The organism is bacterium, assembly GCA_018814885.1.
Classification (GTDB): Bacteria; Krumholzibacteriota; Krumholzibacteriia; order LZORAL124-64-63; family LZORAL124-64-63; genus JAHIYU01.
Window position 1 is genome coordinate 1 of the sequence record JAHIYU010000129.1, and the last position, 23,434, is coordinate 23,434.

General features: G+C 67.1%; 24 protein-coding genes. 13 read left to right on the forward strand and 11 right to left on the reverse strand.

Features of this window, described 5'->3' with window-relative positions; translation table 11 throughout:
- Together KJ554_09130 and KJ554_09135 are read left to right on the forward strand one after the other, a co-directional pair.
- On the forward strand, positions 1 to 740 hold a 740-nt coding region (locus KJ554_09130; GenBank protein MBU0742496.1), incomplete at its 5' end, for an alkaline phosphatase family protein.
- Between the two features lie 67 nt (positions 741 to 807).
- Positions 808 to 2,271: a sulfatase-like hydrolase/transferase gene (locus tag KJ554_09135; GenBank protein MBU0742497.1), complete on the forward strand. Its 1,464-nt coding sequence runs from the start codon at positions 808 to 810 to the stop codon at positions 2,269 to 2,271.
- Positions 2,272 to 2,389: 118 nt separating this feature from the next.
- Here KJ554_09135 and KJ554_09140 read toward each other — a convergent pair whose 3' ends face one another.
- The 3 genes from KJ554_09140 to trxA form a co-directional block, all read right to left on the reverse strand.
- On the reverse strand, positions 2,390 to 3,454 hold the full coding sequence (locus KJ554_09140) for a choice-of-anchor J domain-containing protein (protein ID MBU0742498.1): 1,065 nt from the start codon (positions 3,452 to 3,454) through the stop codon (positions 2,390 to 2,392).
- A gap of 376 nt (positions 3,455 to 3,830) precedes the next feature.
- The gene (locus KJ554_09145) at positions 3,831 to 4,703 is read right to left on the reverse strand and encodes a metalloenzyme (protein ID MBU0742499.1); all 873 of its coding nucleotides are present in this window, start codon (positions 4,701 to 4,703) and stop codon (positions 3,831 to 3,833) included.
- A 99-nt stretch (positions 4,704 to 4,802) separates the two neighbouring features.
- Entirely contained in the window at positions 4,803 to 5,126 is a 324-nt protein-coding gene (gene trxA / locus KJ554_09150) for a thioredoxin (GenBank protein MBU0742500.1), read from the reverse strand.
- Between the two features lie 181 nt (positions 5,127 to 5,307).
- Here trxA and KJ554_09155 point away from each other — a divergent pair, with 181 nt between their 5' ends.
- Positions 5,308 to 6,123: a hypothetical protein gene (locus KJ554_09155; protein MBU0742501.1), complete on the forward strand. Its 816-nt coding sequence runs from the start codon at positions 5,308 to 5,310 to the stop codon at positions 6,121 to 6,123.
- 51 nt (positions 6,124 to 6,174) lie between these two features.
- Here KJ554_09155 and KJ554_09160 read toward each other — a convergent pair whose 3' ends face one another.
- The 4 genes from KJ554_09160 to pepT form a co-directional block, all read right to left on the reverse strand.
- Positions 6,175 to 6,351 carry a toxin-antitoxin system HicB family antitoxin gene (locus KJ554_09160; protein ID MBU0742502.1) on the reverse strand — a complete coding sequence of 59 codons (177 nt, stop codon included), beginning with the start codon at positions 6,349 to 6,351 and terminating at the stop codon, positions 6,175 to 6,177.
- 4 nt (positions 6,352 to 6,355) lie between these two features.
- Positions 6,356 to 6,811, reverse strand: a complete 456-nt coding sequence (locus tag KJ554_09165; protein MBU0742503.1) for a hypothetical protein — start codon at positions 6,809 to 6,811, stop codon at positions 6,356 to 6,358.
- A gap of 9 nt (positions 6,812 to 6,820) precedes the next feature.
- The gene (locus KJ554_09170; GenBank protein ID MBU0742504.1) at positions 6,821 to 7,687 is read right to left on the reverse strand and encodes an SPFH domain-containing protein; all 867 of its coding nucleotides are present in this window, start codon (positions 7,685 to 7,687) and stop codon (positions 6,821 to 6,823) included.
- Between the two features lie 155 nt (positions 7,688 to 7,842).
- Complete coding sequence (gene pepT, locus KJ554_09175; GenBank protein MBU0742505.1) at positions 7,843 to 9,108, reverse strand: peptidase T; 1,266 nt, start codon at positions 9,106 to 9,108, stop codon at positions 7,843 to 7,845.
- Positions 9,109 to 9,452: 344 nt separating this feature from the next.
- Between pepT and KJ554_09180 the strand changes: the two genes are divergently transcribed.
- The 7 genes from KJ554_09180 to KJ554_09210 all read left to right on the forward strand — a co-directional run bounded on the left by KJ554_09180 (position 9,453) and on the right by KJ554_09210 (position 17,833).
- Positions 9,453 to 11,531 (forward strand): oligopeptide transporter, OPT family, encoded by a 2,079-nt coding sequence (locus KJ554_09180; protein MBU0742506.1) that lies wholly within the window; start codon positions 9,453 to 9,455, stop codon positions 11,529 to 11,531.
- Positions 11,532 to 11,874: 343 nt separating this feature from the next.
- The gene (locus tag KJ554_09185) at positions 11,875 to 12,429 is read left to right on the forward strand and encodes a hypothetical protein (GenBank protein MBU0742507.1); all 555 of its coding nucleotides are present in this window, start codon (positions 11,875 to 11,877) and stop codon (positions 12,427 to 12,429) included.
- Positions 12,430 to 12,432: 3 nt separating this feature from the next.
- The gene (locus KJ554_09190) at positions 12,433 to 13,509 is read left to right on the forward strand and encodes a zinc-binding dehydrogenase (protein MBU0742508.1); all 1,077 of its coding nucleotides are present in this window, start codon (positions 12,433 to 12,435) and stop codon (positions 13,507 to 13,509) included.
- Complete coding sequence (locus KJ554_09195) at positions 13,506 to 14,264, forward strand: glycosyltransferase family 2 protein (GenBank protein ID MBU0742509.1); 759 nt, start codon at positions 13,506 to 13,508, stop codon at positions 14,262 to 14,264. The genes KJ554_09190 and KJ554_09195 overlap by 4 nt, the downstream gene beginning before the upstream one ends.
- Positions 14,261 to 15,373, forward strand: coding sequence for an OmpA family protein (locus tag KJ554_09200; protein MBU0742510.1), 1,113 nt, complete (start codon positions 14,261 to 14,263; stop codon positions 15,371 to 15,373). Before KJ554_09195 ends, KJ554_09200 begins: the two co-directional genes overlap by 4 nt.
- 13 nt (positions 15,374 to 15,386) lie before the next feature.
- The gene (locus KJ554_09205) at positions 15,387 to 16,490 is read left to right on the forward strand and encodes a sensor histidine kinase (GenBank protein ID MBU0742511.1); all 1,104 of its coding nucleotides are present in this window, start codon (positions 15,387 to 15,389) and stop codon (positions 16,488 to 16,490) included.
- Positions 16,490 to 17,833 (forward strand): sigma-54 dependent transcriptional regulator, encoded by a 1,344-nt coding sequence (locus KJ554_09210; protein ID MBU0742512.1) that lies wholly within the window; start codon positions 16,490 to 16,492, stop codon positions 17,831 to 17,833. The genes KJ554_09205 and KJ554_09210 overlap by 1 nt, the downstream gene beginning before the upstream one ends.
- A 4-nt stretch (positions 17,834 to 17,837) precedes the next feature.
- Here KJ554_09210 and KJ554_09215 read toward each other — a convergent pair whose 3' ends face one another.
- Genes KJ554_09215 through KJ554_09225 form a run of 3 tightly spaced genes read right to left on the reverse strand, consistent with a single transcriptional unit; the run spans position 17,838 to position 20,237 of the window.
- Positions 17,838 to 18,452 carry a hydrolase gene (locus tag KJ554_09215; protein MBU0742513.1) on the reverse strand — a complete coding sequence of 205 codons (615 nt, stop codon included), beginning with the start codon at positions 18,450 to 18,452 and terminating at the stop codon, positions 17,838 to 17,840.
- Positions 18,453 to 18,478: 26 nt separating this feature from the next.
- Positions 18,479 to 18,994 carry a hypothetical protein gene (locus KJ554_09220; protein ID MBU0742514.1) on the reverse strand — a complete coding sequence of 172 codons (516 nt, stop codon included), beginning with the start codon at positions 18,992 to 18,994 and terminating at the stop codon, positions 18,479 to 18,481.
- A gap of 4 nt (positions 18,995 to 18,998) precedes the next feature.
- The gene (locus KJ554_09225) at positions 18,999 to 20,237 is read right to left on the reverse strand and encodes a phospholipase (protein ID MBU0742515.1); all 1,239 of its coding nucleotides are present in this window, start codon (positions 20,235 to 20,237) and stop codon (positions 18,999 to 19,001) included.
- 201 nt (positions 20,238 to 20,438) lie between these two features.
- Here KJ554_09225 and KJ554_09230 point away from each other — a divergent pair, with 201 nt between their 5' ends.
- From KJ554_09230 to KJ554_09240, 3 genes are all read left to right on the forward strand, one after another.
- Complete coding sequence (locus KJ554_09230; protein MBU0742516.1) at positions 20,439 to 20,747, forward strand: isoamylase early set domain-containing protein; 309 nt, start codon at positions 20,439 to 20,441, stop codon at positions 20,745 to 20,747.
- Between the two features lie 380 nt (positions 20,748 to 21,127).
- Positions 21,128 to 21,796, forward strand: coding sequence for a hypothetical protein (locus KJ554_09235; protein ID MBU0742517.1), 669 nt, complete (start codon positions 21,128 to 21,130; stop codon positions 21,794 to 21,796).
- A gap of 17 nt (positions 21,797 to 21,813) precedes the next feature.
- Positions 21,814 to 22,851 (forward strand): DUF2330 domain-containing protein, encoded by a 1,038-nt coding sequence (locus tag KJ554_09240; protein ID MBU0742518.1) that lies wholly within the window; start codon positions 21,814 to 21,816, stop codon positions 22,849 to 22,851.
- A 65-nt stretch (positions 22,852 to 22,916) separates the two neighbouring features.
- On the opposite strand, the gene tpx is transcribed toward KJ554_09240, so the two are convergent.
- Positions 22,917 to 23,417 (reverse strand): thiol peroxidase, encoded by a 501-nt coding sequence (tpx, locus tag KJ554_09245; GenBank protein ID MBU0742519.1) that lies wholly within the window; start codon positions 23,415 to 23,417, stop codon positions 22,917 to 22,919.
- Positions 23,418 to 23,434 lie beyond the last annotated feature (17 nt).

Sequence of the window (23,434 nt, forward strand, 5' to 3'; positions counted from 1 at the left end):
GCGTCGACGGCCTGCCCCAGAGCGCCACCGGCCAGACGTCCCTGCTCAGCGGCGTGAACGCTCCGCGCGAGGTCGGCGGCCATGTGACCGGTTTCCCCACGCCGGCCCTGCGCGAGATCCTGCGCCGGCGGTCCGTCTTCGTACAGCTGCGCGACCGGGGCCGCGCCGGCATCTTCCTCAACGCCTTCCGCCCCGTCTTCTTCGAGCTGCCCCCGCAGATGCAGTGGCGCCTGTCGGCCACCACGGTGGCGCAGCTCGCCGCCGGGCTGCCGTTCTTCGGCCTGGACGACATCGCCGCCGGGCGCTCCATCTACCAGGAGTTCACCAACCGCGAGCTGATCGACAAGGGCTTCGACGTGCCTGAGATGACCCCGGCGGCGGCGGGCCGCGTCCTGGCCCGCAACGCCGCGCTGCGCGACTTCACCCTCTTCGAGTACTTCCAGACCGACCGCGCCGGGCACGGCCGGGACCGGGAGCGCTGCGAGGGCGAACTGACGAAGCTGGAGATGTTCCTGAACGCCCTGCTGGCCGACGTGGCCGGCGACACGCTCGTCCTGCTGACCAGCGACCACGGCAACCTGGAGGATCTCTCCACCCGCTCGCATACATGCAACCCCGTCCCGCTGATGGCGTGGGGGCCTGGGGCGGAGGGTTTCGCGGCGGGGTGCGGCGCCATCACCGATGTCGTGCCGGCGGTGATGGAAGTGCTGGGGGAGGATCGCGCGGGTTATCGTACCTGACGGGGGGCTTCTGTACTATGTTGGATCGACGCCGGAGCTTCCGTTCGAGAGCAAGGAATACCGTCCGATGAGATCTCCGCGCTTCAGGTTCTTCGTCGCGCCCGCGCTCGTCGCCTGCCTGCTGGCGTCGACGGGTTGCGGTTCCGGCGGCGACGGCGGCGACCCGGCGCGACAGGCCATCGACGCCGTCGTCGAGGTGACGAGCAGACAGAACATCATCATCATCCTGCTCGATGCGGCCGGCGCGAAGCACTTCAGCTTCTACGGCTACGACCGGGAGACCACTCCCTACCTGAGCGCGCTCGCCCGCGAGTCGGTCGTCTTCGAGAACGCCTACGCCCAGGCCAGCGGCACCATGCTGTCGGTGTTCTCCTACTTCACCTCGCGCTACCCCGTCTTCGGCGACGACGTGAACATCACCCGCGAGACGCTGCTGAAGATCCCCCCCGAGATGACGACGATGGCCGAGGTGATGGCCCGGCGCTACGACCACCGCCTGGGCTTCACCTGCAACACCTGGCTCAAGAGCGAGCTGGGCCACGGCCAGGGTTTCACCGAGTTCCATCACCTGTGGGACCTGCCCACGGAGCTGCTCCTGGCGGCGGACGAACGGGGCCCGGCGGACGTGCTGATGATCGCCCACACGCTGGAATGGATGAAGGAGCGGGCGCAGGACGGTTTCTTCGCCTATCTGCACTTCATGATCCCCCATTCGCCCTATCGGCCCCCGGAGCCGTTCTGCAGCCTCTTCACCCGGGGTCCCTGCGACAAGCGGCTCGGCAGCGTCGATTTCTTGAACGGCCTTCAGGGCACCCGCCCCGCGCCGGAACAGGCGGAGGACATCGAGGCGCTCTACGACGCCAGTCTGACGTTCATCGACTACGCGCTCGGCGCGATGATCCGAAAGATGCAGGCCGAGGGGGTCTGGGACGACACGATCTTCATCCTGATGTCCGATCACGGCGAGGCGTTCTGGGAGCACGGCACCCATCACGGCCACGGCGGCATCGCCTACGAGGAAGTGGTCCGCGTCCCCCTGGTCGTGCACATTCCCGGCCTGCCGGACCTGGCCGGACGCCGGATCGCCCAGCCCGTGGAACTCGTCGATCTCCTGCCCACCCTGATGGAGTTGCAGGGCATACCCCGGGACACCCTGCAGCTGGCCGGGCGCTCGCTGGTGCCGTTGCTGGCGGGCGTGCAATCCGCGGATGCCGGCCAGCCGCCCAGGATCTTCTCCCAGACCAACCGGCGGATTCCGCCCATCTTCGCCTGGTACGAAGGCGATCTCAAGCTGCTCTGGGAAGAGGGCGGCGAGGACCTGGAACTCTACGACCTCGGGACGGATCCCGGCGAACGCGTCAACCTGATCGGGACCGGCGACCACGATGACGTCGCCGGCCGTCTCTGGGCCGAGCTCAGATCGTTCCTGGCCCAGGGCGGCGCGCACGGGGCGGCGGCCGAGATCCTGCCCGTCGAGACCCTGGACGAGGCCAGCAGGCAGCGGCTGCGGTCGCTGGGCTACATCGATTGAGACAGGTCCCGGGGGTCGCGAGGCCGAGTCCGTGAGAGTCGTGCGAGATCATGAATGCGGAGAGCCCCGGTCGCGACCGGGGCTCTCTGTCTCAGGTCGAACCGTATCGATCCGTGACTCAACGGTACAGGGTCTTCACATCGCCGAGGCTCATCACCTCGTTGGCGATGGCGTCCAGGCCCTGGAAGTCCATCTCGTAGGTTCCGCAGCTTCCGCCACCCCAGGAGTCGATGACCAGGTAGACGATCTGCTCCGATCCTGTTGTGTTGGTGTAGCTGATGACCTCGGGGTCGCCCGTGAAAGTGTCGTCGATATAGGCCAGGCAGGTGAACAGGCCGCCCGCGGCGGAGCATTCGGCCAGGACCCACAGGGCGCCGTCGGCGGTGTTGGTCACCGTTGCGGTGAACGAGCCGCCGGCCGCCACCAGGACACCGTAGTAATCCTCGAGGCCGTACTCGGTGTAGTAGTCGCAATCCAGGTCGAAGATCAGGTTCTGTCCGTCGCAGGTGTCGCCGTAGAACATGCCGGTGCCTTCGGCGTCTTCCACCAGGCTGCAGAAATCGACGGGCGGGACCACGTAACCCGTGCCGTCGTCGACCATGACGGCGTCGATGTAGTGGGCGTCGCCGTCCTGGCCCTCGTAGCGGAAGGTGATCGTGACGGTCGTGCCGTCGTAGGCCGACAGGTCGATGAAGTACTTGTCGTAGACCATGTAGCCGACGGTCACGGACGAGTCGAAGTCGAAGACCGTGGTGCCGTCGATCTCGACGGTCTCGGCGACGAACAGGTCCCAGGACTGGCCGATGCTGCCGGCCATCCAGAAGCTGAGGACGTACTCGCCGCCCGCCACGTCGACGTACTGGCTGAATTCGAGGGTCTCGTTGGAGGGATTGTAGGTATCCCAGTGGATGTAGGCTTCATACGAGCCCTCGATCGGTCCGTAGCTCTGCTGTTCCCAGGTGTAGGTGGTGTTGAAGATGCCCTGGGTCCAGCCCACGGGCGGGAAGGCGCCCTCGAAGCCCTCGAACATGGCCCGGCTGGTGAACGCCGACCCATGCCGAACGCTCGGCGGCTGATAGAGCTTGCTGTGCGTGCCGGGCTGCGGCGACTTGTCGATCGCGAGCGCCAGGCTGGAGAACAGCAGGAGTGTGAGAGCGAGAATCGCCGTTGTTTTGAGTCGCATACCGTACCCCCCCTTGATAATTGGATGGCGCATGTCTCCTGTGGATCGCGCCGGATACGAACTGCGGGGATGCCCTGCCGAGGACCCATCGGATCTTGACTCGGCAGATGTTGCATCCTCAGTTTTTAACCTATCATATTCAAAATCGACAGGAAACAACTTATTTATTACCGCATGATAATTTGAATTAAAGGCATGCGCATCATCGAATTACAGGATCATTTCGTCGAAATAATCATCATCGTAAAAAAACAGAACTCATCGGCAAAAGATGCAGCCAGCGCACAAGCGGCCCTGACGGACACATGGTCTGGCCGGTCGCCGCGATTTCTCGCAGAGCATGTGCGGCAACCGGCCAGACCATGCGTCCGCCGTCTCAGGGACGTCTGCCCTCCAGGTAGAACACCTCGAAGACCTTTTCGTGGAAGATGGGTCCGTGCCCGAAGTAGCCGTCCTCGCCGAAGAGTTCGCCGTGGTCCGACATGATCATGAACCAGGTGTTGGCGGGGCACCGCGACATGAACGCGCCGACCACCGCGTCGAGATGCTCCACGCAGACGATCTGCTTCTCGTAGAAGGCCTTGAACTGCTCGGGCGTGAAGAAGTCGTCCTGCTTGCGGTCCTCCAGGAACTCGGATGGATTCTTCAGGAAGTCGTCCAGATGCTTGAAGACGCCGTGCACGCCGCTGATGTGGGGCAGGTCGTCCGCCGTCTCGCCGGGCAACAGGTAGGGGTAGTGGGTCTCGCCGGTATTGATGAAGAAGAACGAGGGCTGGTCCGCGCGGAACCGCAGCTCCTGGAGGATGCGGCCCAGGTCGTTGTGGCTGGGCGCCAGCTCGTATTTGTCGAAATGCGCCGACAGGCTGGTCATGGGATTGAGCACCGGCAGGCTGACCCAGCCCTCGCACCAGTAACCCTGCTGCTTGAGGAAATAGGGCAGGGAGAGCTGCGGAACGAACTTGCCGAACTCGACCGCGGGCATGTTGAGGCGTGCGCTCCACAGGGCGAACTCGTCGCGGTAGACGTTGCTGGCGAAGACGCCCCTGGGACTCCGGTGGGGGATCATGCCCATCAAGAAGGTGTAGTGACTGGGGCTGGTCCAGCTGGCATAGCTGTAGCGACGCTCCGCCGCCGCGATGCGGTCCAGGTTCGGCGTCCGGGCCGCGCAGTAAGCATCCCACCGGCAGCTGTCGAAGACGATCATCACGATGTTGTTCAACTTGCCGTCGCCCTTGAACACATCCTTCATCTTGCTGATCAGTCCAGCCATTTGTCTTCTCTCCCGTGTCGAGCCTTCCGATCGTCCCGTCCGCGTCGCCGGGTGGATCGGTCGTGCCGGTTTCGTCCTCTACAGCGCCGCGTCGAGGGCTTCCTTGAGGGCGATCTTGGGTTGTGTGCCTACCAGGGAGGCGTGGGGCGCGCCGTCCTTGAAGATCATGACCGTGGGTATGCTGCGGATGCTGAACTTCATGGCCAGGTCCTGGTTGTCGTCGACGTTCACCTTGGCGACCTTGGCCTTGCCGTCGTATTCGCGGGCCAGCTCCTCGATGATGGGCGTGAGCAGCTTGCAGGGGCCGCACCAGGGGGCCCAGAAATCGACCAGCACCGGCACGGCGCTCTCGAGCACCTGACTCTGGAAGTCGGCGCTTTCCAACTTGATGGGTTCGGACATCGCATTCTCCTTCTTGGTGATCGATAGGTGCCGGGGTCGTCGCCGGTGATCTGCAAGCCTTCCGCGCGTTTTTATAGCTGTGATCAAAATAATCGCCCCAACGTCCCTTGACAATGTAAGCTTTGCACAAACGTGATCACGGGAAAAGAAGGGTGGAGGCCACGGTGCCGGGGGAGGCGTGATGTCGAGCAAGCGGAACTGGCTGACGGGGTGCGGCCTCGGCTGCCTGGTCATCCTGGCGATCGTCGCGGTCGGCGGGGTGGTGATGTTCCGGACGGGCAAGCAGGTCGTCGCGAGTCTCGACGAGGTAAGCGTGAGCCAGCGCGAGCTGACCAGCCAGTTCGGTGGACTGCGCAACTACGTCCCGCCCGCCGACGGACGCCTCGATCCGGGTCGGCTCGAGACCTTCTTGCGCATCCAGGAAGCCATCGCCGCCGTGGGCTCGAAGCTGGCTTCGCACGGCGAGACCTTGCGAAGCATGGAAGAGAACAGTTCCTTCAAACCGGGCATGTTCCTCCAGGGCTTCAAGAGCGTCATCGGCCTGGGCAAGTCGGTGGCTGGCTACCTGTCACAACGCAACGAAGCCCTGCTGCGGGAAGGCATGGGCCTCGGCGAATACTCCTACCTCTACGTGACCGCCTACCACTCGTGGCTGGGGCACGATCTGGAGCCGGTCTTCAGTACCCACGATCAAGAGGACATGGGCCCACGCATCGGGCGCCTGCATGGTCATTTCAAGGCCTGGCTCCGCGCCCAGCGGGACGCGGCCGCTGCGGTGGGGGGCGATCCGCAATGGCTGCAAACCCTCGACGACGAGATCCTGGCGCTGTCCCTGTCGGATCTGCGCGTCCCCTGGCGCGAGGGATTGCCCGGGAGGACCGCGGCCGCCCTCGAACCCTTCAGGTCCCGGATCGAAGCGACCTATCTGCCGCTGGGGCCGCTACTCTGCATCGGGGCGGACGAGCCCGGGGACGGCTTCGATTTCCAGATCCAATGAGCGGCTTTGCCGGCGGGGGGCGCACGGCGCTCGGAAGTGCGTCAGGTCCCGTCAGGCGGACCGGTCGTCGCCCGCGGGCGGGCGGTCCCGCTTCCTGCGCCGCACGGCCTCGCGCAGGATGAACTCGATCTGACCGTTGACGCTCCGGAAATCCTGCTCGGCCCAGCGCCGGAGCTCCTCGTAGAGCTCCGGGCCGATGCGCAGGGGGAAGGATTTACGGGCGGCCATGGCGTCAGGCCCTCCCGGGCCGGTCGTGCTTCTCGCGGGCCCGGGCCACGGCCCGCGCTAGCTCGTCCGGCTCCGGGTCGCTGACCATGATCGGGATCCCCCGGTTCCTGTTGATGACGACACCCCCCGCACCGGTCATCTGGAAGCGTCCCTGGAAGGGCTTGATCTGCGCCGCGAAGCGCTGGATGCCCTTGGCCCGGTATGGCTCGCACGACCGGATGTCCCCGATCCTGACTGTCTTGCGGGGGACACCCAGCAGGCAGGCGATGCGCAGGTGCTCTCGTGTGACCGTCACCGTCATGAAGCAGAGCGGGAGCATCACGAGCAGGATCGCCGGGTAGACCCAGATCGGAGCTTCCGCGGTCCTGTTCGTCGCGATGAACGTGAAGAAGACCGTCATCACCACGATCATCCCGATCACCCACCACGCGACTTGCCGCGACTGGTAGAGGGGTGTCATTCAGGCTCCTTACTGGTACAGCGTGCCGGTATTGACCACGGGCTGGGCCGAATGCTCGCTGCAGAGCACCACCATCAGGTTAGACACCATGGTGGCCTTCATCGCTTCGTCCAGTACGACGATGGATTTCTTGTTCAGCTCCTCGAGCGCCAGCTCGACCATGCCCACCGCACCGGCCACGATCTGCTGGCGGGCGGCCACCACGGCGCTGGCCTGTTGACGCTGCAGCATGGCGCCGGCGATCTCGGGCGCGTAGGCCAGATGGCTCAGACGCGCCTCGATCACCTTCACGCCCGCCCGGTCCAGCCGTTCCTGCAGCTCCTTCTCCAGCCGCTCGTTCAGCTCGTCGGTGGTGCCGCGCAGTGTGAGCTGATCCTCCGGGCCGTCATAGGGGTAGGCGCTGGCCAGGCGCCGGACGGCGGCCTCGCTCTGTGTCGTCACGTACTCCGCGTAGTCGTCCACCTCGAAGAGGGCCTCCGCCGTTTCGACCACGCGCCACACGACCACCGCGGCGATCTCGATGGGATTGCCCGTGAGGTCGTTGACCTTGATCTTCTCGCCGTTGAGGTTCCGGGCCCGCAGGGAGATCTTGAGCTTCGTCATGAAGGGATTGGCCCAGCAGAAACCGTTCTGCTTGACGGTGCCCTTGTAGTCGCCGAAGAGCAGCAGGGCCGCGGCCTCGTTGGGGTTCACCACGAAGAAGCCCACCAGCAGGATGATGTCGGCAACGAAGGCGACGATGGCGACGATCAGCTTCCAGACCGTCTCGGTGGCGATGGCATTCACGAACAGCCAGATCGCGCCGCCCATCAGCAGGATCAGCAGGGGCAGGAAAAGCCAGCCCGAAGCGACCGATAGTGATTTTTCCTTGTGCATCAGCACATCCTCCGCGTTGCAGGACCCTGGTCCCCGTTGTGTGATGTTAGAATGATATCACATTGAGATCATACGCGCAAGCACGAAAACTGTTGCACGAAAATGGCCCGGCACGGGCCGGGCCATTTCTCCGCTCGAAGATCGATCCGCCGCGACTATGCGCTTTCCTTCTCCGCCCAGACCGTGATGGTCTGCAGGATGGTCCGCGTGGCCAGCTCCATGTCCTTGGCGCAGATCCACTCGGTGTAGCTGTGGAAGCTCTGCTCGCCCGTGAAGAGGTTGGGCGTTGGCAGGCCGCGCGCCGAGAGGTTGGAGCCGTCCGTGCCGCCGCGGATGGCGCTGAGCTTGGGCTTCAGCCCCACGCGCCGGATGGCCTCCGTGGCATAGTCCACGGCGCGGGGCTCCTTCTCCAGGTCGTACTTCATGTTGCGGTAGTATTCCTTGATCTCCATGGCGAAGGAGCTGCCGGGCCACGCGGCGCAGGCCTTGGCGGCCAGTTTGCGGATCCTGTCGACCTTGGGCTCGAGCTCCTTCACGTCGAAGTCCCGGACCAGGATGTTGACGGTCACCTTGCTGGTGTTTCCCTCGATGTTGATCGGATGGAGATAGCCCTGCTTGCCCTCGGTGGTCTCGGGGGCCATGTCGCGCGGCAGCAGCGTGACGAACTCGGCGGCGACCTTCACCGCGGGGACCATCTTGTCCTTGGCGTAGCCGGGATGGATGTCGCGGCCGGTGAACGTCACCACGGCGGTGTCGGCGCAGTAGGTCTCGTTCTCGATGTCGCCGCGCTGTCCCCCGTCCATGGTGTAGGCCACCGTGGCGCCGAACTTCTCCACGTCGAAATGCAGGACGCCCTTGCCGATCTCCTCGTCGGGCGTGAAGGCCACTTTTACCGTTCCGTGCTCGAAGTCGGGGTTCTCGACCATGCGCGTCAGCGCCTCCATGATCTCGGCGATGCCCGCCTTGTCGTCGGCGCCGAGCAGCGTGGTGCCGTCGGAGGTGATGATGGTCTCGCCCAGGCACTGCTCGAGATAGGGATTCTCCGACGCCGGGATGACTACGTCGTTTTCGGGCAAACGGATGTCGCCGCCCTGGTAGTTCTCGTGGAAGAGGGGATTGACGTTCTTGCCCGACACCTCGGGGTAGGTGTCCATGTGCGAGATGAAGGCGATGACTGGCACCCGCTCCAGGGAAGGTTCGTTGGCCGGCAGGGTCGCCGTGACATAGCCGTGCTTGTCCATGGCGGCGTCGGTCAGGCCCAGGTCCTGGAGTTCCTGCACCAGTACCCGCGCGAGATTGAGCTGGCAGGCCGACGAGGGGTAGGTCTCGGAGCCTTCCTGGGCCTGCGTGTTGATCCTGGCGTACTTGACGAAACGCTCGGTGAGCGTGGGGAAGATCGTGTCGGCCTTGCGTGAGAGCATGGGCTGTCTCCTTGGGGACGGGTCATCCTGGTCTCGATTTCTGATCCGCGGTGGCGGTTCGATACAGGGCTAAGGTATTTCCTGTCCACGCATCAGGCAAGTGAATCGGCCGAATGGGGGTGATCGCGGCGCAGGTCCGGTTGGTCGCCGCCGGAACGGATGCCGATCCCGCGCAGGTAACCGCAGGGGGTGTCCGGGGACGACCGGCAACGCGGCCAACAGTTCCTTGTAACCTCTCGCCGGCGATGGTAGTTTTCCCGGGTCTGTCCAAGACATCCATGCCGGGGGCACGCACGCCGCTGCGGCACCGCCCAGGCCTGATGGACTCGAACCCGGAGGTTTCCATGGACGTCACTGGCAAGGCCACAAGCCTACCGGAGAATGCGTACCGCAAGCTCAAGCCCGGCGAGGAGTTCGTCCCGGTCATACCGGCGAGCAGGATCGTGCCGGAGCTCACGGGATACTCCCTCTTCTGGGGACTGTTCTACGCGGTGCTCTTCTCGGCGGCTTGCGCCTATCTCGGACTGAAAATCGGCCAGGTCTTCGAGGCCGCGATCCCCATCACGATCCTGGCCATCGGCCTGTCCAGCGCGCTGGGCAAGAAGGACAGTCTGCAGCAGAACGTGCTGATCCAGTCGATCGGCTCGGCGTCGGGCGTGGTGGTGGCGGGCGCCATCTTCACGGTCCCGGGCCTGTACATCCTGGGCCTGGACGATCAGGCGGGCTTCTTCCGCATCTTCATGGCCTCGCTGCTCGGCGGTTTCCTCGGCATACTCTTCCTGATCCCCTTCCGTCGTTACTTCGTCAAGGACATGCACGGCGAATTCCCGTTCCCGGAGGCGACGGCCAGCACGGAGGTGCTGATGGCCGGCGAGGCGGGCGGCGAGCAGGCCAAGGTGCTGATCCAGGCCGGCCTGATCGGCGGCATCTACAACTTCCTCAACGGCACCTTCGGGCTGTGGCGCGAGAACTTCACGACCACGACCTTCGCCTGGGGGCAGAAGCTGGGCCAGTCCGTCAAGCTGGAGTTCCGTATGCTGGTCGATGCGGCCGTCATCGGCCTGGGCTACATCGTGGGCCTGCGTTACGCCCTGATCATCGCCTCGGGCTCGTTCATGGCCTGGTGGGTGATCGTGCCGGCCTTCGGCTTCATCGGCAAGGAATTCGGCGTCACGGAACTGCAGACCATGGCGCCGGCCGACATTTTCACCGACTACGTGCGCCACATCGGCATCGGCACGATCGCCATGGCCGGCATGCTGGGCGTCTGGAAGTCCCGCGCCATCATCTGGGGCGCCTTCCAGCTCGCCCTGAACGAGATCAGGGGCGGCGTCTCGGTCGAGGGCGGCGGCGAACGCACCCAGCGCGATCTGCCCATGAAGTGGGTCTCGACGCTGACGGTCCTGTCGATCCTCGCGGTCTTCCTCTTCTTCTGGATGGGCGTCACGCACAAGCTGAGCTGGGCGGTCGCCGGCCTGCTGATCGTGACCGTCATCGCCTTCCTGTTCACGACCGTGGCCGCCAGGGCCATCGCCATCGTCGGCACCAACCCGGTGTCCGGCATGACGCTGATGACCCTGATCATCTCCTCGGTGATCCTCAAGTGGGTCGGTCTGGAGGGCAACAACGGCATCGTGGCGGCCCTGCTCATCGGCGGCGTGGTCTGCACGGCCCTGAGCATGAGCGGCGGCTTCATCAGCGACCTGAAGATCGGTTACTGGCTGGGCACCACGCCGGCGGTCCAGCAGCGCTGGAAGTTCCTGGGCACCCTGTTCGCCGCGGCGTCGGTGGCGGGCGTGATCATGCTGCTGAACAACGTCTACGGCTTCGGCGCCGGCAGCCAGCTCGAGGCCCCGCAGGCCAGCGCCATGGCCGCGGTCATCCAGCCCCTGATGACCGGCGAGCCCGCGCCCTGGATGCTCTACATGGGCGGCGTCTTCATGGCCCTGGTGCTGGACTGGGTCGGCGTGCCAGCCCTGGCCTTCGCCCTGGGCATGTACCTGCCCCTGCACCTGAACACCCCCATCCTCGCCGGCGGCCTGGTGGCCTACTTCTCCACCCGCGCCCGTACCGAAGAGGTCGCCACCAAGCGCAAGGAACGCGGCACGCTCATCGCGTCCGGTTTCGTCGCCGGCGGCGCCATCATGGGCGTGGTCAGCGCCTTCGTGCTCTTCATCGGCCGGTGGTTGGCCGGGGGGCAGACCATCGACATCTTCGGCTGGCAGCCCTTCTCCTGGGGCCCCTGGTCCAAGCTCCTGCACGACGGCACCCGGGTGGAGGCCTCCGACTGGTCGGTCATCCACTCCATCGGCACCCACGGCTGGGTGGAGGAGAATCCGGCGTCGGCCCTGCTGGCCCTGCTCCTTTTCATCGGGCTGTGCGTCTACATGAATTACGCCGCCAGGAGCGCGGCCCGGGAATAGCAACCGATAGATCGTCGAGCGAGGGGCGGCCGGCCGGCCGCCCCTTTTTCGATGGGAGCTGCCCGCCGCCATGCAGGATGTCGTGCGCGAGGCCGAAGATCCCCGCCCAGATGTGGAAGGCCATGCCCGGAAACGGCACTTACGCACGCGCCGGGATGTAGAAGCGCGCCAGGTTCTCCGGGCGCGCAGGAGACCGGGCCCCGAACGTGACCCGCGCCTCGCGGATTTGCTCGCCCCGCACGTCCGGGGGCTTGGCCGTGGCAACCCGTCGAGGCATATGTTACCGTTCCGGTGCCGCGCAGCCCTGCCCGCGGCGTGAACGTGATCGAACGGGAGGTTGTCCATGACACAATTCGTTGATGGCCTGCGCCGACCCGGTGCCGCCGCTTGGCTCGTCCTGTTGCTGGTGGCCGGCTGCGGCGGATCCGGGGGGCCGGTGCAGATCGCTTCCTTCCCCCTGGATGACGCGGAGGGTCTCCTGGGCGTCGGCGAGAACGTCGGGATCGACGCCGGCCAGAGCGTGGACGGCGGCGGTTCCCTGCACGTCTTCTCCAACGGCAAGACGCTAGTCAATCTCCACGAGTTCACGCCCGGGAGAATCGAGGGAGACGACCTGATCCTGAGCGCCGACATGAAGAGCGAGATGCTCGGCGGGGACACCTTCCTCGATCTGTGGATCTTCACCGCGGACGCGGCGCCGCGCTGGATACGCAGGCTGTGCAAGGATATCGGCCGCACGAAGGACTGGCAGGCAGTCGAGGTCAGGATGCCCCTGCTGCCGGGCGAAGCGCCGCAGAAGATGCGCACCGCGGTGTATCTCGAGGGCAAGGGCCACCTCTGGATCGACGATCTGCGAATCATCGCGGTGCACGCGCAGGACGCCGCCGCGCAGGAGTGACCGATGCGCCAGGTCTGGATCACCCGCACGGGAGAGCCCGAAGTGATGGAGGTGCGCGAATCCACCGACCCGTCGCCCGGGCCCGGAACGGTCCGCGTGCGGGCGGCGGCGGCCGGCGTCAACTTCGCCGACGTGATGATCCGTATCGGACTCTACCCGGACGCGCCGCGTCTGCCCATGGTGCCCGGCTACGAGATCGCCGGGGTCGTCGATGCCGTGGGCGAGGGCGTCTCCGAATCCCGATTGGGCGAACACGTCCTGGCCTTGTGCGGTTTCGGCGGGTACAGCGACGTGGTCTGCGTGCCGTCGCGACACACCTACCGTCTGCCCGACGGCCTGTCGCTGGCCGCCGCGGCGGCGCTGCCCGTGAACTACCTCACCGCCTACCAGATGCTGGAGGTCATGGCGCCGCCCCGCGAGGGGGAGACCGTCCTGGTCCACGGCGCCGCCGGCGGGGTGGGGCTGGCCGCTGTACAGCTGTCGCGCTTGCGCGGCGCACGCGTCCTGGGCAGCGCCTCGCCGGCCAAGCATGATTTCCTGCGGGAGCGGGGCGTCGACTTCTGTCTCGATTCGCGGCAGCGGCATTTCGCGGCCGAAGTGCGCGCCGCCACCGGCGGCCGCGGCGTGGATATCGCCCTGGAACCCCGGCACGGCCGCTGGATACGCGAGAGCTACGAGGCCCTCGCCCCGGCCGGGCGCCTGGTGCTCTTCGGCTTCGCCGACGCCGCCCGATCGAAGCGCGGCGGCAGGCTCGACGTCCTGCGCACGCTCGCCGGCGTGCCCTGGCTGGGGCTGAATCCCATCCGGCTGATGAACGACAACAAGGGCGTGCTGGGCGTGAACCTGGGCCGCATGTGGGGCGAGCAGGAGAGGGTGGCCGCCTGGATGAACCGTCTGCTCGCGTGGGCCGGCGAGGGGCGGATACGACCGCACGTCGACCGCACGTTCCCGCTGACCGACGCCGCCAGCGCCCATCACTACCTGCAGGATCGGCGCAACCGCGGCAAGGTGCTGCTGGTCGACGAGGCGGCCGTGGCCGCGGGTCTGGTCGCCGCGGTGCCGGGGGAGGAGCCGGAGTGAAGATCTCGGCCTGCCTCATCACCCTGAATGCGGCCGCGACCCTCGACGCCTGCCTGGCGTCCCTGGATTTCGCCGACGAGATCCTGGTGCGGGACCAGGGCTCCACGGACGAGACCCTCTCCATCTGCGCCCGGTACGGGGCGAGAGTCGTCCACGGCGAGTGGCTGGGTTTCGGACCGACCAAGGCGGCGGCGACGGCGGCGGCGCGCAACCGTTGGGTCCTGAGCATCGACGCCGACGAGCGGATCACTCCCGAGCTGCGCGAGGCGATCCGCGCCTTGCCTGACGAACCGGCCCCGGCCGCCTACGCGGTGAACCGTCTCTCGCGCTTTCTGGGCCGCTGGATGCGGCACGGCGGCTGGCATCCCGATTGGGTGGTCCGCCTGTTCGACCGCGAGCGGGCCGCCTTCAACGCGCAGAGCGTCCACGAGAGCGTCGTGACGGAGGATCGGGTCGAGCGCCTGGAAGGGCTGCTGCTGCACGAAGCCTACGACGACCTGCACCAGTGGCTCCGGAAGCAGAATCTCTACGGCTCCCTCGCCGCCGAAGAGGCCGTCGCCCGAGGCGAACGAGGTTCGCTGGCGTGCGCCGTCGTCAGGGGGCACCTGGCCTTCGCGCGCACCTACCTGCTGCAGCAGGGCTGGCGCGAAGGCGCACACGGGCTGGCTCTCTGCCAGTTGACTGCTTTCGCCACCTATCTCAAGCACCTGAAGATCTGGCTCGCGGCGCGAGCCCGGGAGGACAGGCATACATGAGAACCACTTTGTTGTTCTTCACCCTGTTGGTCGCCCTGTTCGCGGTCGCGGTTCCCGCGTCGACCCAGCCTTCCGGCACCCCCGCCGATCAGCTGGCGGAGATCGATGCCATCATCAAGGCAGCCAAGGATCTGGGCGCTGACAAGCGCTGCCCGGTCTTCTACGAAGCGGCCGCGGCGGCCTACAGGTCAGTCGAGAACATGATCATGGGCGATCCCCCCGACGCCTCAGGCCGGGCCGGCGCCGCCCTGCGGGAGGCGCGCGTCCACGCCCAGCGGCTGCTCTCCCGTGCCCGTTTCATCCAGGAACTGCGCGACGAACGTCACGGCTGGGAAGCGGCGGCGGAAAGCTACGACCGGCTCGTGGGCAGCGTGGCGACAGTCTCCGAGCTCGCACTGGACCCGGTCCTGACCGGCCCCGACGCGGGCCGCGCCCTGGTCGGCGCTCTCGACCGGCGCCTGCGCGCCCTGCGCACGCGTTGCGACTCCCTGGAGGCCGTCAACCGCGGACAGCAGGTCTGGGTGAGCGCGGAGCGTGCGTCGCGGGACTCGACCATAGCGGATCTCAGCGCCGAGGTGACCGAGCTGCGTCATCGGCTCTGGGAGATGGAATTGCGGGCCGGCGTCGCCGAGGCCGACCGTTCGGCCGCCGAGGATCAGGTGCGCCTCGCGCGCGAACGCGAGACGCTCGTCAAGAGTCTGGGCGAGCTTTTCACGGACGACGAGGGCGAGGTGAGGTTGACTCCCGAGGGCAACGTGCACGTGCGGCTGGTCGGCCTGAAGTTCGCCTCGGGCAGCGCCTGGCTCAATCCCAGGTACGACCCGCTGCTGGACAAGCTGGCCGAGGTGATCGCCAAGTTTCCGCGGGCGCCGGTCAGGGTGGAGGGCCATACGGACGATTCCGGGCCGCGGGAGGGCAACCTGCTCCTGAGCGAATCCCGCGCCAGGGCCGTGGCCGGCGCCCTGGCCGAGAAGCTGCAGCGGCCAGCGGACGCCTTCGCGGTGGCCGGTCTCGGGCCGGATCGCCCCGTAGCGGCCAACAGCACGCCCGACGGGCGCGCGCGCAACCGGCGCATCGAGGTCTTGATCGAGGCCGGCAAGACCCAGTAGCGGGGAACGAGACGTGAACCTGGAACGACCGACCCGAAACGCCGAAGAAGGACTGGCTGCCGGTCTGCTCATCGTCGGCGCCATGATCGCCCTGGTGTCCTTCCTGCACTACAACACCGCGGTGCACATCCACGAGGCGCACGGCATCTTCCGCCGGCTCTATTACTTCCCCATCGTCGTGGCGGCGCTGCGCTGGGGCTGGCGGGGCGGTCTCGGCGCCGCCGCGCTGATCTGCGCCCTCTACATCCCCCACGCCTTCGGCTACATCGGTTTCGATCCGGCGGCGACCTTCGAGAAGGTGCTGGAGATGGTCCTCTACCTGGCCATCGGCATGCTGACGGGACTGCTGGCCGATCGCCGGCGTCGCGCCCTGCGCGCCGAGGCTGCGGCGGCGGACGGCCTGCGGCTCGCACTCGCGGACAAGGCCGCCATGGAAGCGGAACTGGTGCGGTCGGTCCGGCTGGCCGCGGTGGGCCGTCTCTCGGCCGGTCTCGCCCACGAGATCCGCAATCCCCTGGCCTCGATCAAGGGCGCCTCGGACATCCTCGCCGACGACGTGCCCGCGGGCGATCCCAAGGCCCGTCTCTTCGAGATCCTCCAGGGAGAATCGGCCCGGCTCGACGGTGTCCTGACCCGTTTCCTGGACTACGCGCGCCCGCGAGAGACGCGACGCGATCCCGTCGACCTGGCGGCGGAGACAGCCGAAGTGCTCGAGCTGCTGCGACACGAACCCGTCTCCGCGCGGCTGTCGCTATCGGCGCCCGACGGCTGCGGGACCGTCATTCGCGGCGATCGGGAACGCCTGCGCCAGCTGCTGCTCAACCTGGTGATCAACGCGAGCCAGGCCGCCGCCGGCGGCCGCGTGCAGGTCTCGCTATCCCGCCGCAACGGCCGTATGCTGCTGGACGTAGTCGATGACGGGCCCGGCTTCGCCCCCGAGGCCCTGCAACAGCTCGGCACGCCGTTCTTCTCGACACGGGAGGGCGGGACAGGGCTCGGGCTGGCCGTCTGCCTGCGGATAGCCGAGGATCACGGCGGCACCCTGACCGCCGCCAACGTTCCCGGCGGCGGCGCGCGGGTCACGGTCGAGCTTCCGGCGGACGAAGGGGAGGGCTGATGGCGCGGATCCTGCTGATCGACGACGACCTCAGCCTGCGCGATGTCGTGAGCTTCATCCTCGGCGGCGCCGGTTACGCGGTCACGACCGCCACCGACGGCGACGCCGGGGTGGCCGCCTTCGACGCGGATCCGCCCGACCTGGTGCTGACCGACCTGAAGATGCCCGGACGCGACGGCATGGCGGTACTGCGCCACGTCCGCGAAGCGGCCCCCGGCGTGCCCGTGATCATGTTCACCGCCTACGGCACCGTCGAGCAGGCGGTCGAGGCCATGCAGATGGGGGCGTTCACCTACCTGCTGAAACCATTCAACCGGGACGAGCTGCGCCTGACGGTGGAGCGGGCCCTGCGCTCGCGCGAGCTGGAGGCGGACAACAGCCGGCTGCGGCGCGCCCTGCGCGAACGTCCTGGCGGCCCGTCGTTCCTGTTCGCCTCGCACGCCATGGAGACCCTGGTCGCGCGCATCGGCCAGGTGGCGGCGGCCGACGTGAACGTGCTGATCATGGGCGAGAGCGGCGTGGGCAAGGAACTGGTCGCCCGCGCCCTGCACGACCAGTCGCCGCGCGCGGAGGGGCCTTTCGTGGCGGTCAACTGCGGCGCCATCCCCGGGAACCTGGTCGAATCCGAGCTCTTTGGCCATGTGCGCGGCGCCTTCACCGGAGCGCACCGCGACGCCAGGGGCCGTCTGAGGGCGGCCGACGGCGGCACCCTCTTCCTGGACGAGATCGGCGAGCTGCCCACCGCGATCCAGGCCAAACTGCTGCGGTCGCTGGAGACCTGCACCGTCGATCCGGTAGGCGGCGACGGGCCTGTGCCGGCCGACTTCCGCCTGGTCTGCGCGACCAACGTGGATCTGGTGGCGGCGGTGGCGGCCGGCGCGTTCCGCGAGGACCTGTACTATCGCCTGAACGTGGTGCCCCTGCGCGTGCCGCCGCTGCGCGAGCGTGCAGAGGACATACCGCTGCTGTGGGACCACTTCACCGAACTGCACGCGGGCATCCGCCTGCCGAGCACGCCGGGCCTGCTGGCGGAATTGGCGCGCCGCCCTTGGCCGGGCAACGTGCGCGAGTTGAAGAACCTCAACCAGCGCCTGGTCATCCTGCGCGAAAGCGACGGGCTCGACGCCACGGACCTGGCGCGCAGCGGCGAGCCGGCGGCCTCGCCGTCCGGCGGCCTGCCGCTGGGGCCCTTTCCCGCGGACGGTCTCTCGCTGATCGAGCTGGAGAAGGAAGTGATCCGGCGCGCCCTGGTGCTCAACGACGGCAACAAGTCCCGCACCGCGCTCTATCTGGGCGTGCCGCGACACGTGCTCGTCTACAGGATCGAGAAGTATGGACTGTAACGGCTCAGGCGCCGGCCTTGCGTGAGGCCGGCGAAGGCGAGGCCCGTCCCGGCCGCGGGTTCTCCTTGAGGATGTCGGCCACGGTCCGGAAGTCGTCGGTGCGGGCGATCCGCAGCAGCTCGAAGAAGGACATCTCCGAGGTCATCACCTGCACGCCGATGTCGCGCATGTAGGCCAGGCCCAGGTTGCGGTTGCTGACCTGGCGGGACGATACGGCGTCGGCCGCCACCACGACCTGGTAACCCTCCTCCAGCAGATCGCGCGCCGTCTGGTAGACGCAGACGTGCGTTTCGATGCCACAGAGCACGACCTGTTCGCGGTGCGTGGACTTCAGGCGCGACATGAAGTGGTGGTCGCCCGCGCAGGAGAAGGAGATCTTCTCGATAGGCTCGACGCGGGGGATGAGATCGCTCAGCTCGGTGACCGTCGGCCCCAGCTTCTGCGGGTAGTGCTCGGTCAGCAGGATGGGTATGTCGAGCTTGTCCGCGAAGCGGATCAGCCGCGAGGCATTTGCGATCACGAGGTCCGCCTCGTGGATCAGCGGCCGGAACAGTTGCTGGATGTCGATGACGACCAGGGCGATGCTGTTCTTTTCCAGCCTTCTCGGCGGCTTCGGCATGAGGAATCCTTCCCTGGCGCGCGAGGCTATTCTTCCAGCCGGAATTCCCACCGGCAATACCAATCTACCGGGTGCGGGTCGGGAGGGCAACCCAGACATCTGGCCGTCAGGCGCGGGTCGATCGTCCTGGCGAAGGTCTCGTACTCCACCTGACCCACCGCCTTGCAGGGGAAATCACCCAGGCCCCTGCGGGCGCGCGCCGACTGCACGCGGCAATCCGACATCTGGAAGACGCAGTGCTCGCCGCTCCGCTCGACGATCTCCTGCGCGTTCAGCAGGGCATAGAGGCGGTGCTCCAGGCACCGGATCAGGGAGGGGATGCCGCCGCCCGGCTCGATTCCCAGGCGCTTCATGATCCGCTTCGCCTCTAGGGGCGAGAAGCGGGCCCAGGCGCCGGCGTCGTGCGCCATGGCCTCTGCCATGCCGCGGCCCTTCTCGATGGACTGGAACCACAGCCCGTCGTGTGCCAGCCACAGCTTGGCGGCGTCCTCGAGCCAAGCGGCGATCTGGTCGCGCGACATGTCCTGCAGGCGATCGATCATCGGTTCACTCCTCGCGGCGGGGCGGCGTGTAGTCCTTGCCGGGATCGACGGTCTCGGCGTAGGGGCTGTTCCAGCTGTTGTCGAAGAAGCGCGCCATGTCTGCGGCCACCGCCTCGCCCGCGAAGAAGAAGCTCAGATTGCGCGAGGTGTGGAAGTAGCTCCGTCCCCAGTTGGCGGTGCCGAGCCAGGCCGCGTCGCCATCCTTGACCAGGTACTTGGGATGCTCGACGCGGGCGAAGGAGACGAAACCGCTCGACCAGGGCGGGATGTCGGTGAATCGCACCTCGACGTTGTCCAGGACCGCCAGGCTCTTCGCATAGGGCTGCATGTACTTGCGCTTGCTCCAGTTGGAAAGGATGATCCGGACCTGCACGCCGCGGGCGGCGGCGCGTCGCAGGGCGTTCTCCAGCGTCTCGTAGTAGCGGCCTTCGCGGTCGCTGGGGTTGTAGGACAGCAGGTGCAGGCGCAGCTCCCGCTGGGCGCCGTCGATCAGGTCCACCAGCAACGGCTCATCGTGGGGGATCCCGGCGGGCAGGCCCGCGGGCGGGCTGGCGGCCAGGCTCATCAAGACCTCGCCGCGGCCGCGCACCGACATGCGCCAGGGACCGGCATTCACCGGTGCGCCGCGGGGCGGCGCCTCGTCCCCGGCCAGGGCCCAGTCCCACTCGAATATCGAGAGGATGGCCCGCGCCGGCTCCGGTCCGTCGATGCGCACGCCCAGCTCGTGGATGTGATCCAGCGAGCGCCAGTCCCAGTTCTGGCTGCCCACGAAGGCGGCGCGGCCGTCGACCACGAAGAACTTGGCGTGCTGCACGCCGCCCCAGGCCGCGCGGGCGTCGAGGAGTCGCGACTCGGCTCCGGGCAGCGCGCCGATCTCGTCAACCCACTGCGGATAGGTCCGGTAGAAACCGGCATCCGTCAGCAGGCGCACGCGGACGCCGCGTTCGGCCGCGGCGGCGACCTCGGCCAGTACCACGTCCAGGGCATCCGGGGCCGCGGGGTCGGCGCTGATGTAGAAGACCTCGATATCCAGGGTCGAGCGCGCGCCGGCGATGAGCACGGGCCAGACGTCCCGCGCGTCCGGAAGGTCGGGCAGGTCCAGCACGGTCTCGACCGGCACGCTCTCGACCAGCCGGATGTTGCCGTGCAGCAGCGGCGGGTCGGCGGCGGGGCTGTCCGCGGCGAGGACGGGCGGAGCGGCCAGGATCAGCATAAGGGCGATAAACGACCCGTTCGATGACATGCGGGACTCCTGTGGCTGGGTGTGCGGCGTCGAAAATATCACGGCACGGCGCGGACGGCGAGGAAGACTTGTCGGATTGTTCCGGTCCGGAACGCCGCTCGGTGAAGTTTTACGATCTTTTGATTTGACGCGCCGACCGTATGTGCTTACTACTGCCGGCGAGGGGACAACCAACAGACACCGGGATCACGGAGGGAGACAATGAGCTTGAAAATCCAATACCTGAAAAGCCGTCCTGTAGGCAAGGTCACGTTCCACCTGCCCAGCGAAGCCGCGCGCGAGGCCACCACCGTCCACCTCGTTGGCGAGTTCAACGACTGGGACGAGTCGGCCACGCCCATGCAGCGCCTGCGCGACGGCTCGTTCAAGGCCACGCTGGAACTGGAAACCGGCCACGCCTACCGCTACCGCTATCTCATCGACAACGAGAAGTGGGAGAACGACTGGGATGCCCATCGCTACGAATCCTCGGCCTTCGCGGGCGCGGACGATTCGGTGGTGGACGTCTAAGTCTCAAACGCGGCAACCGGTGACGTCACCGGATCAACCTCATCTTGCCGGTCGCTGTTTACATGCCGGTGCACACCGGGCAACAGGAGACTCCGCTGGCCTGTCACGCGGTGCACCTGCAGGCTCCCTGACGCCCGACGTCGGGCTTTTCGTGGAACTCGATCGCGCCACCGGCATTGAAACGACCGTACGCCGCTCATGTTTGAACGTGACTGGACCCGGGAGATGTTATAGAACCAGCTTGCTACCGCCCTGGCCGTTGTCACAGTCACGTTCAACGAAGCGGAGCACATATGTCAGGACGAACCTCCCGCCCTAGGCGTTTCCCGTCTCATCCCCGGCACGTTCTCCTCATATTCCTGCCCCTGTCGGTCGCCTTCGTGCTGCTGCAACCCGGTTCACCCCTCGCTGGCTCCTGCGACGGGCCGGTCGAAACCGGGGAAGTGGGCGGTACCGTAGCCGCCCCCGCGGGAATAGAGCCCCCCGTCGACCTTGCGTCGTTGGCGGCCGAGCTCAGCTTCTTCGCGGGCTACGCGGTGTTCAACGAGCAAGACATGTACGACACGTACGGCGGCATGCCGCAGGTGGGGCTCGAAGCCTCCGTCGGCACGGGGGAGGACGTCCGGTTCGTGCTCGGGATCCGTTACGGCGCGGTGTCCGGCGACCCCTTCTACGACACACCCGATTTCGATGGCTCCGGGGACGCGCGCCTGCGGGCCGTGCCCGTCACGGCGGGTCTTCGAGTCAACGCCTCCGAGAACCCCCGTTTCCGACTCTACTGGGGGGCCTGCTTCGAGGCCGTCTGGATGGAGGAGAAGGTGCCCGATCCCGACGTGGATACCGCGGCCGCGCACCGCACGGACCGGGGCTGGGGCAGGGGCCTGCAGCTGTCCGTGACGCCCGAGTGGCGCTCGCACGACCAGCGCCGGGCGGCCGGCTTGACCCTCTGGTGGGGCGGCAGCAGCGGCAAGGTAGGCAAGGGAGGTCAGGACCACGAGGTCAACATGATCGGCATGGGGGCAAGGCTCCACTACGCCCGGGCCATCTGACAGGAGGGAGGAAGCACATGACACGCTCAACCACGTTGACGGCGGGCATACTCCTGACCGTCGTTCTCGCCGCGGCAACATCGCTGGCCGACGGCTGCATGATCGCCCCCTGGGAATACGAGATCTACGAGACGGAGCAGGTCGCCTATCTGGCCTACGACGCGGACGCCGGTATCGAGGATCTGCACATCCTGCCCAAGTTCTACGGCGACACCCAGAACTTCGCCTGGATCGTGCCGGTGCCGGGCCTGCCCGAACTCGAGGAGTCCGACGTCGATATCTTCCGCCAGCTGGCGATGCTGTCCGCGCCCGAGCAGCGCTACCGGGACGAGGGCTGGGGCTGCGACAGGGCGGACTACGTGGTCTCGCCCGCCAACGACGGAGAAGGCGGGGTGGACATCATCGACGAGCAACTCGTCGGCATCTACCGGACGATGACCGTCGGGGCCGACGACGCGGACGCCCTGACCGACTCGTTGACCGCCTGGGGCTTCCTGCACGCCGGGAACCTGGACGACGTGGCGCCGATGCTGGCGTCCTACGTCGACGACGCCTGGTACTTCGTCACCCTGAAGGTGGACAGCACTGCCTTCGAGGAGGCCCAGTACGATTGGTTCTGGTACGGCGCCATGCAGCCGATCCGGCTGATCTTCCCCGTCGACGCGCCGGTCTATCCCATGCGCATCTCGGCGCTCAGCGCGGACGACGACACGTCGGTGACCCTGTATGTGAACGCGGACCGGCGCATGGACTTCGTCGGCGCCGAGACCCACTACGCCAACGCGCTGTCCGCGGGCGAAATGCGCGCGATCGGCGCCAGCTACCCCGACCTGGCCGCTCGGCTCGCGGCGGGCGATTACCTGACCAAGCTGCGGCGGAATTACACGCCCGCGCAGATGGACGCGGACATCTATCTGGAGCCGGCCTCCACCAACACAGAGTTTCGCCGGATCTACTACTCGGGGCTGCCGCTGACCTCGGGCCTGCTGCTGGCGCTGGCCGGCGCGCTCTTCTTCCGCGCCCGGCGCCGACGGGGAGCGCCGGCGCCGGGGTGACCCGTCCCGGACGCGACGAAGCCCCCGGCGGGCCGCCGGGGGCTTCTGTGCGTACGGGATCGCCTTCAACGCAGGGTGGACAGGGCCGCTTCGTAGTCGGGCTCTTCGGTCGTCTCGGGGCAGAGCTGGCTGTGGATGACCTTGCCCCCGGCATCGACGACAACGACGGAACGGGCCAGCAGGCCGGCCAGGGGACCGTCGGCGATGCGCACGCCGTAGTCGCGGCCGAAGGCGCCGGTGCGGAAGTCGGAGACCGGGATCACGTCGTCCAGGCCCTCGGCGCCGCAGAAGCGCTTCTGGGCGAAGGGCAGGTCCATGGACGCGCAGAGCACGGTCGTATCCGCCAGGTTGCCCGCCTCTGCGTTGAAGTAGCGCACGCTGGCGGCGCACACGTCGGTGTCGAGGCTCGGGAAGATGTTCAGCACGACGCGCTGTCCGCGCAGCTCCTCGAGGGTGACCTCGGACAGGTCGGTCCTGGTCAGGTTGAAACCGGGTGCGACGGCGCCCACCGGGGGCAGCGAACCCACCGTGTTGAAGACGTTCCCCTTCAACTTGAACTCGGACATGGCATGACTCCTGACAT

Bases quoted from the DNA above. Each gene is read 5' to 3' on its own strand.
- KJ554_09240 (MBU0742518.1), top strand. From the start codon at position 21,814: ATGACACGCTCAACCACGTTGACGGCGGGCATACTCCTGACCGTCGTT.
- KJ554_09180 (MBU0742506.1), top strand. From the start codon at position 9,453: ATGGACGTCACTGGCAAGGCCACAAGCCTACCGGAGAATGCGTACCGC.
- KJ554_09155 (MBU0742501.1), top strand. From the start codon at position 5,308: ATGTCGAGCAAGCGGAACTGGCTGACGGGGTGCGGCCTCGGCTGCCTG.
- KJ554_09220 (MBU0742514.1), bottom strand. From the start codon at position 18,994: ATGATCGATCGCCTGCAGGACATGTCGCGCGACCAGATCGCCGCTTGG.
- KJ554_09185 (MBU0742507.1), top strand. From the start codon at position 11,875: ATGACACAATTCGTTGATGGCCTGCGCCGACCCGGTGCCGCCGCTTGG.
- KJ554_09225 (MBU0742515.1), bottom strand. From the start codon at position 20,237: ATGTCATCGAACGGGTCGTTTATCGCCCTTATGCTGATCCTGGCCGCT.
- KJ554_09170 (MBU0742504.1), bottom strand. From the start codon at position 7,687: ATGCACAAGGAAAAATCACTATCGGTCGCTTCGGGCTGGCTTTTCCTG.
- KJ554_09215 (MBU0742513.1), bottom strand. From the start codon at position 18,452: ATGCCGAAGCCGCCGAGAAGGCTGGAAAAGAACAGCATCGCCCTGGTC.
- KJ554_09145 (MBU0742499.1), bottom strand. From the start codon at position 4,703: ATGAAGGATGTGTTCAAGGGCGACGGCAAGTTGAACAACATCGTGATG.
- KJ554_09210 (MBU0742512.1), top strand. From the start codon at position 16,490: ATGGCGCGGATCCTGCTGATCGACGACGACCTCAGCCTGCGCGATGTC.
- KJ554_09165 (MBU0742503.1), bottom strand. From the start codon at position 6,811: ATGACACCCCTCTACCAGTCGCGGCAAGTCGCGTGGTGGGTGATCGGG.
- KJ554_09160 (MBU0742502.1), bottom strand. From the start codon at position 6,351: ATGGCCGCCCGTAAATCCTTCCCCCTGCGCATCGGCCCGGAGCTCTAC.
- KJ554_09190 (MBU0742508.1), top strand. From the start codon at position 12,433: ATGCGCCAGGTCTGGATCACCCGCACGGGAGAGCCCGAAGTGATGGAG.
- tpx (MBU0742519.1), bottom strand. From the start codon at position 23,417: ATGTCCGAGTTCAAGTTGAAGGGGAACGTCTTCAACACGGTGGGTTCG.
- KJ554_09135 (MBU0742497.1), top strand. From the start codon at position 808: ATGAGATCTCCGCGCTTCAGGTTCTTCGTCGCGCCCGCGCTCGTCGCC.
- KJ554_09200 (MBU0742510.1), top strand. From the start codon at position 14,261: ATGAGAACCACTTTGTTGTTCTTCACCCTGTTGGTCGCCCTGTTCGCG.
- KJ554_09140 (MBU0742498.1), bottom strand. From the start codon at position 3,454: ATGCGACTCAAAACAACGGCGATTCTCGCTCTCACACTCCTGCTGTTC.
- KJ554_09230 (MBU0742516.1), top strand. From the start codon at position 20,439: ATGAGCTTGAAAATCCAATACCTGAAAAGCCGTCCTGTAGGCAAGGTC.
- pepT (MBU0742505.1), bottom strand. From the start codon at position 9,108: ATGCTCTCACGCAAGGCCGACACGATCTTCCCCACGCTCACCGAGCGT.
- trxA (MBU0742500.1), bottom strand. From the start codon at position 5,126: ATGTCCGAACCCATCAAGTTGGAAAGCGCCGACTTCCAGAGTCAGGTG.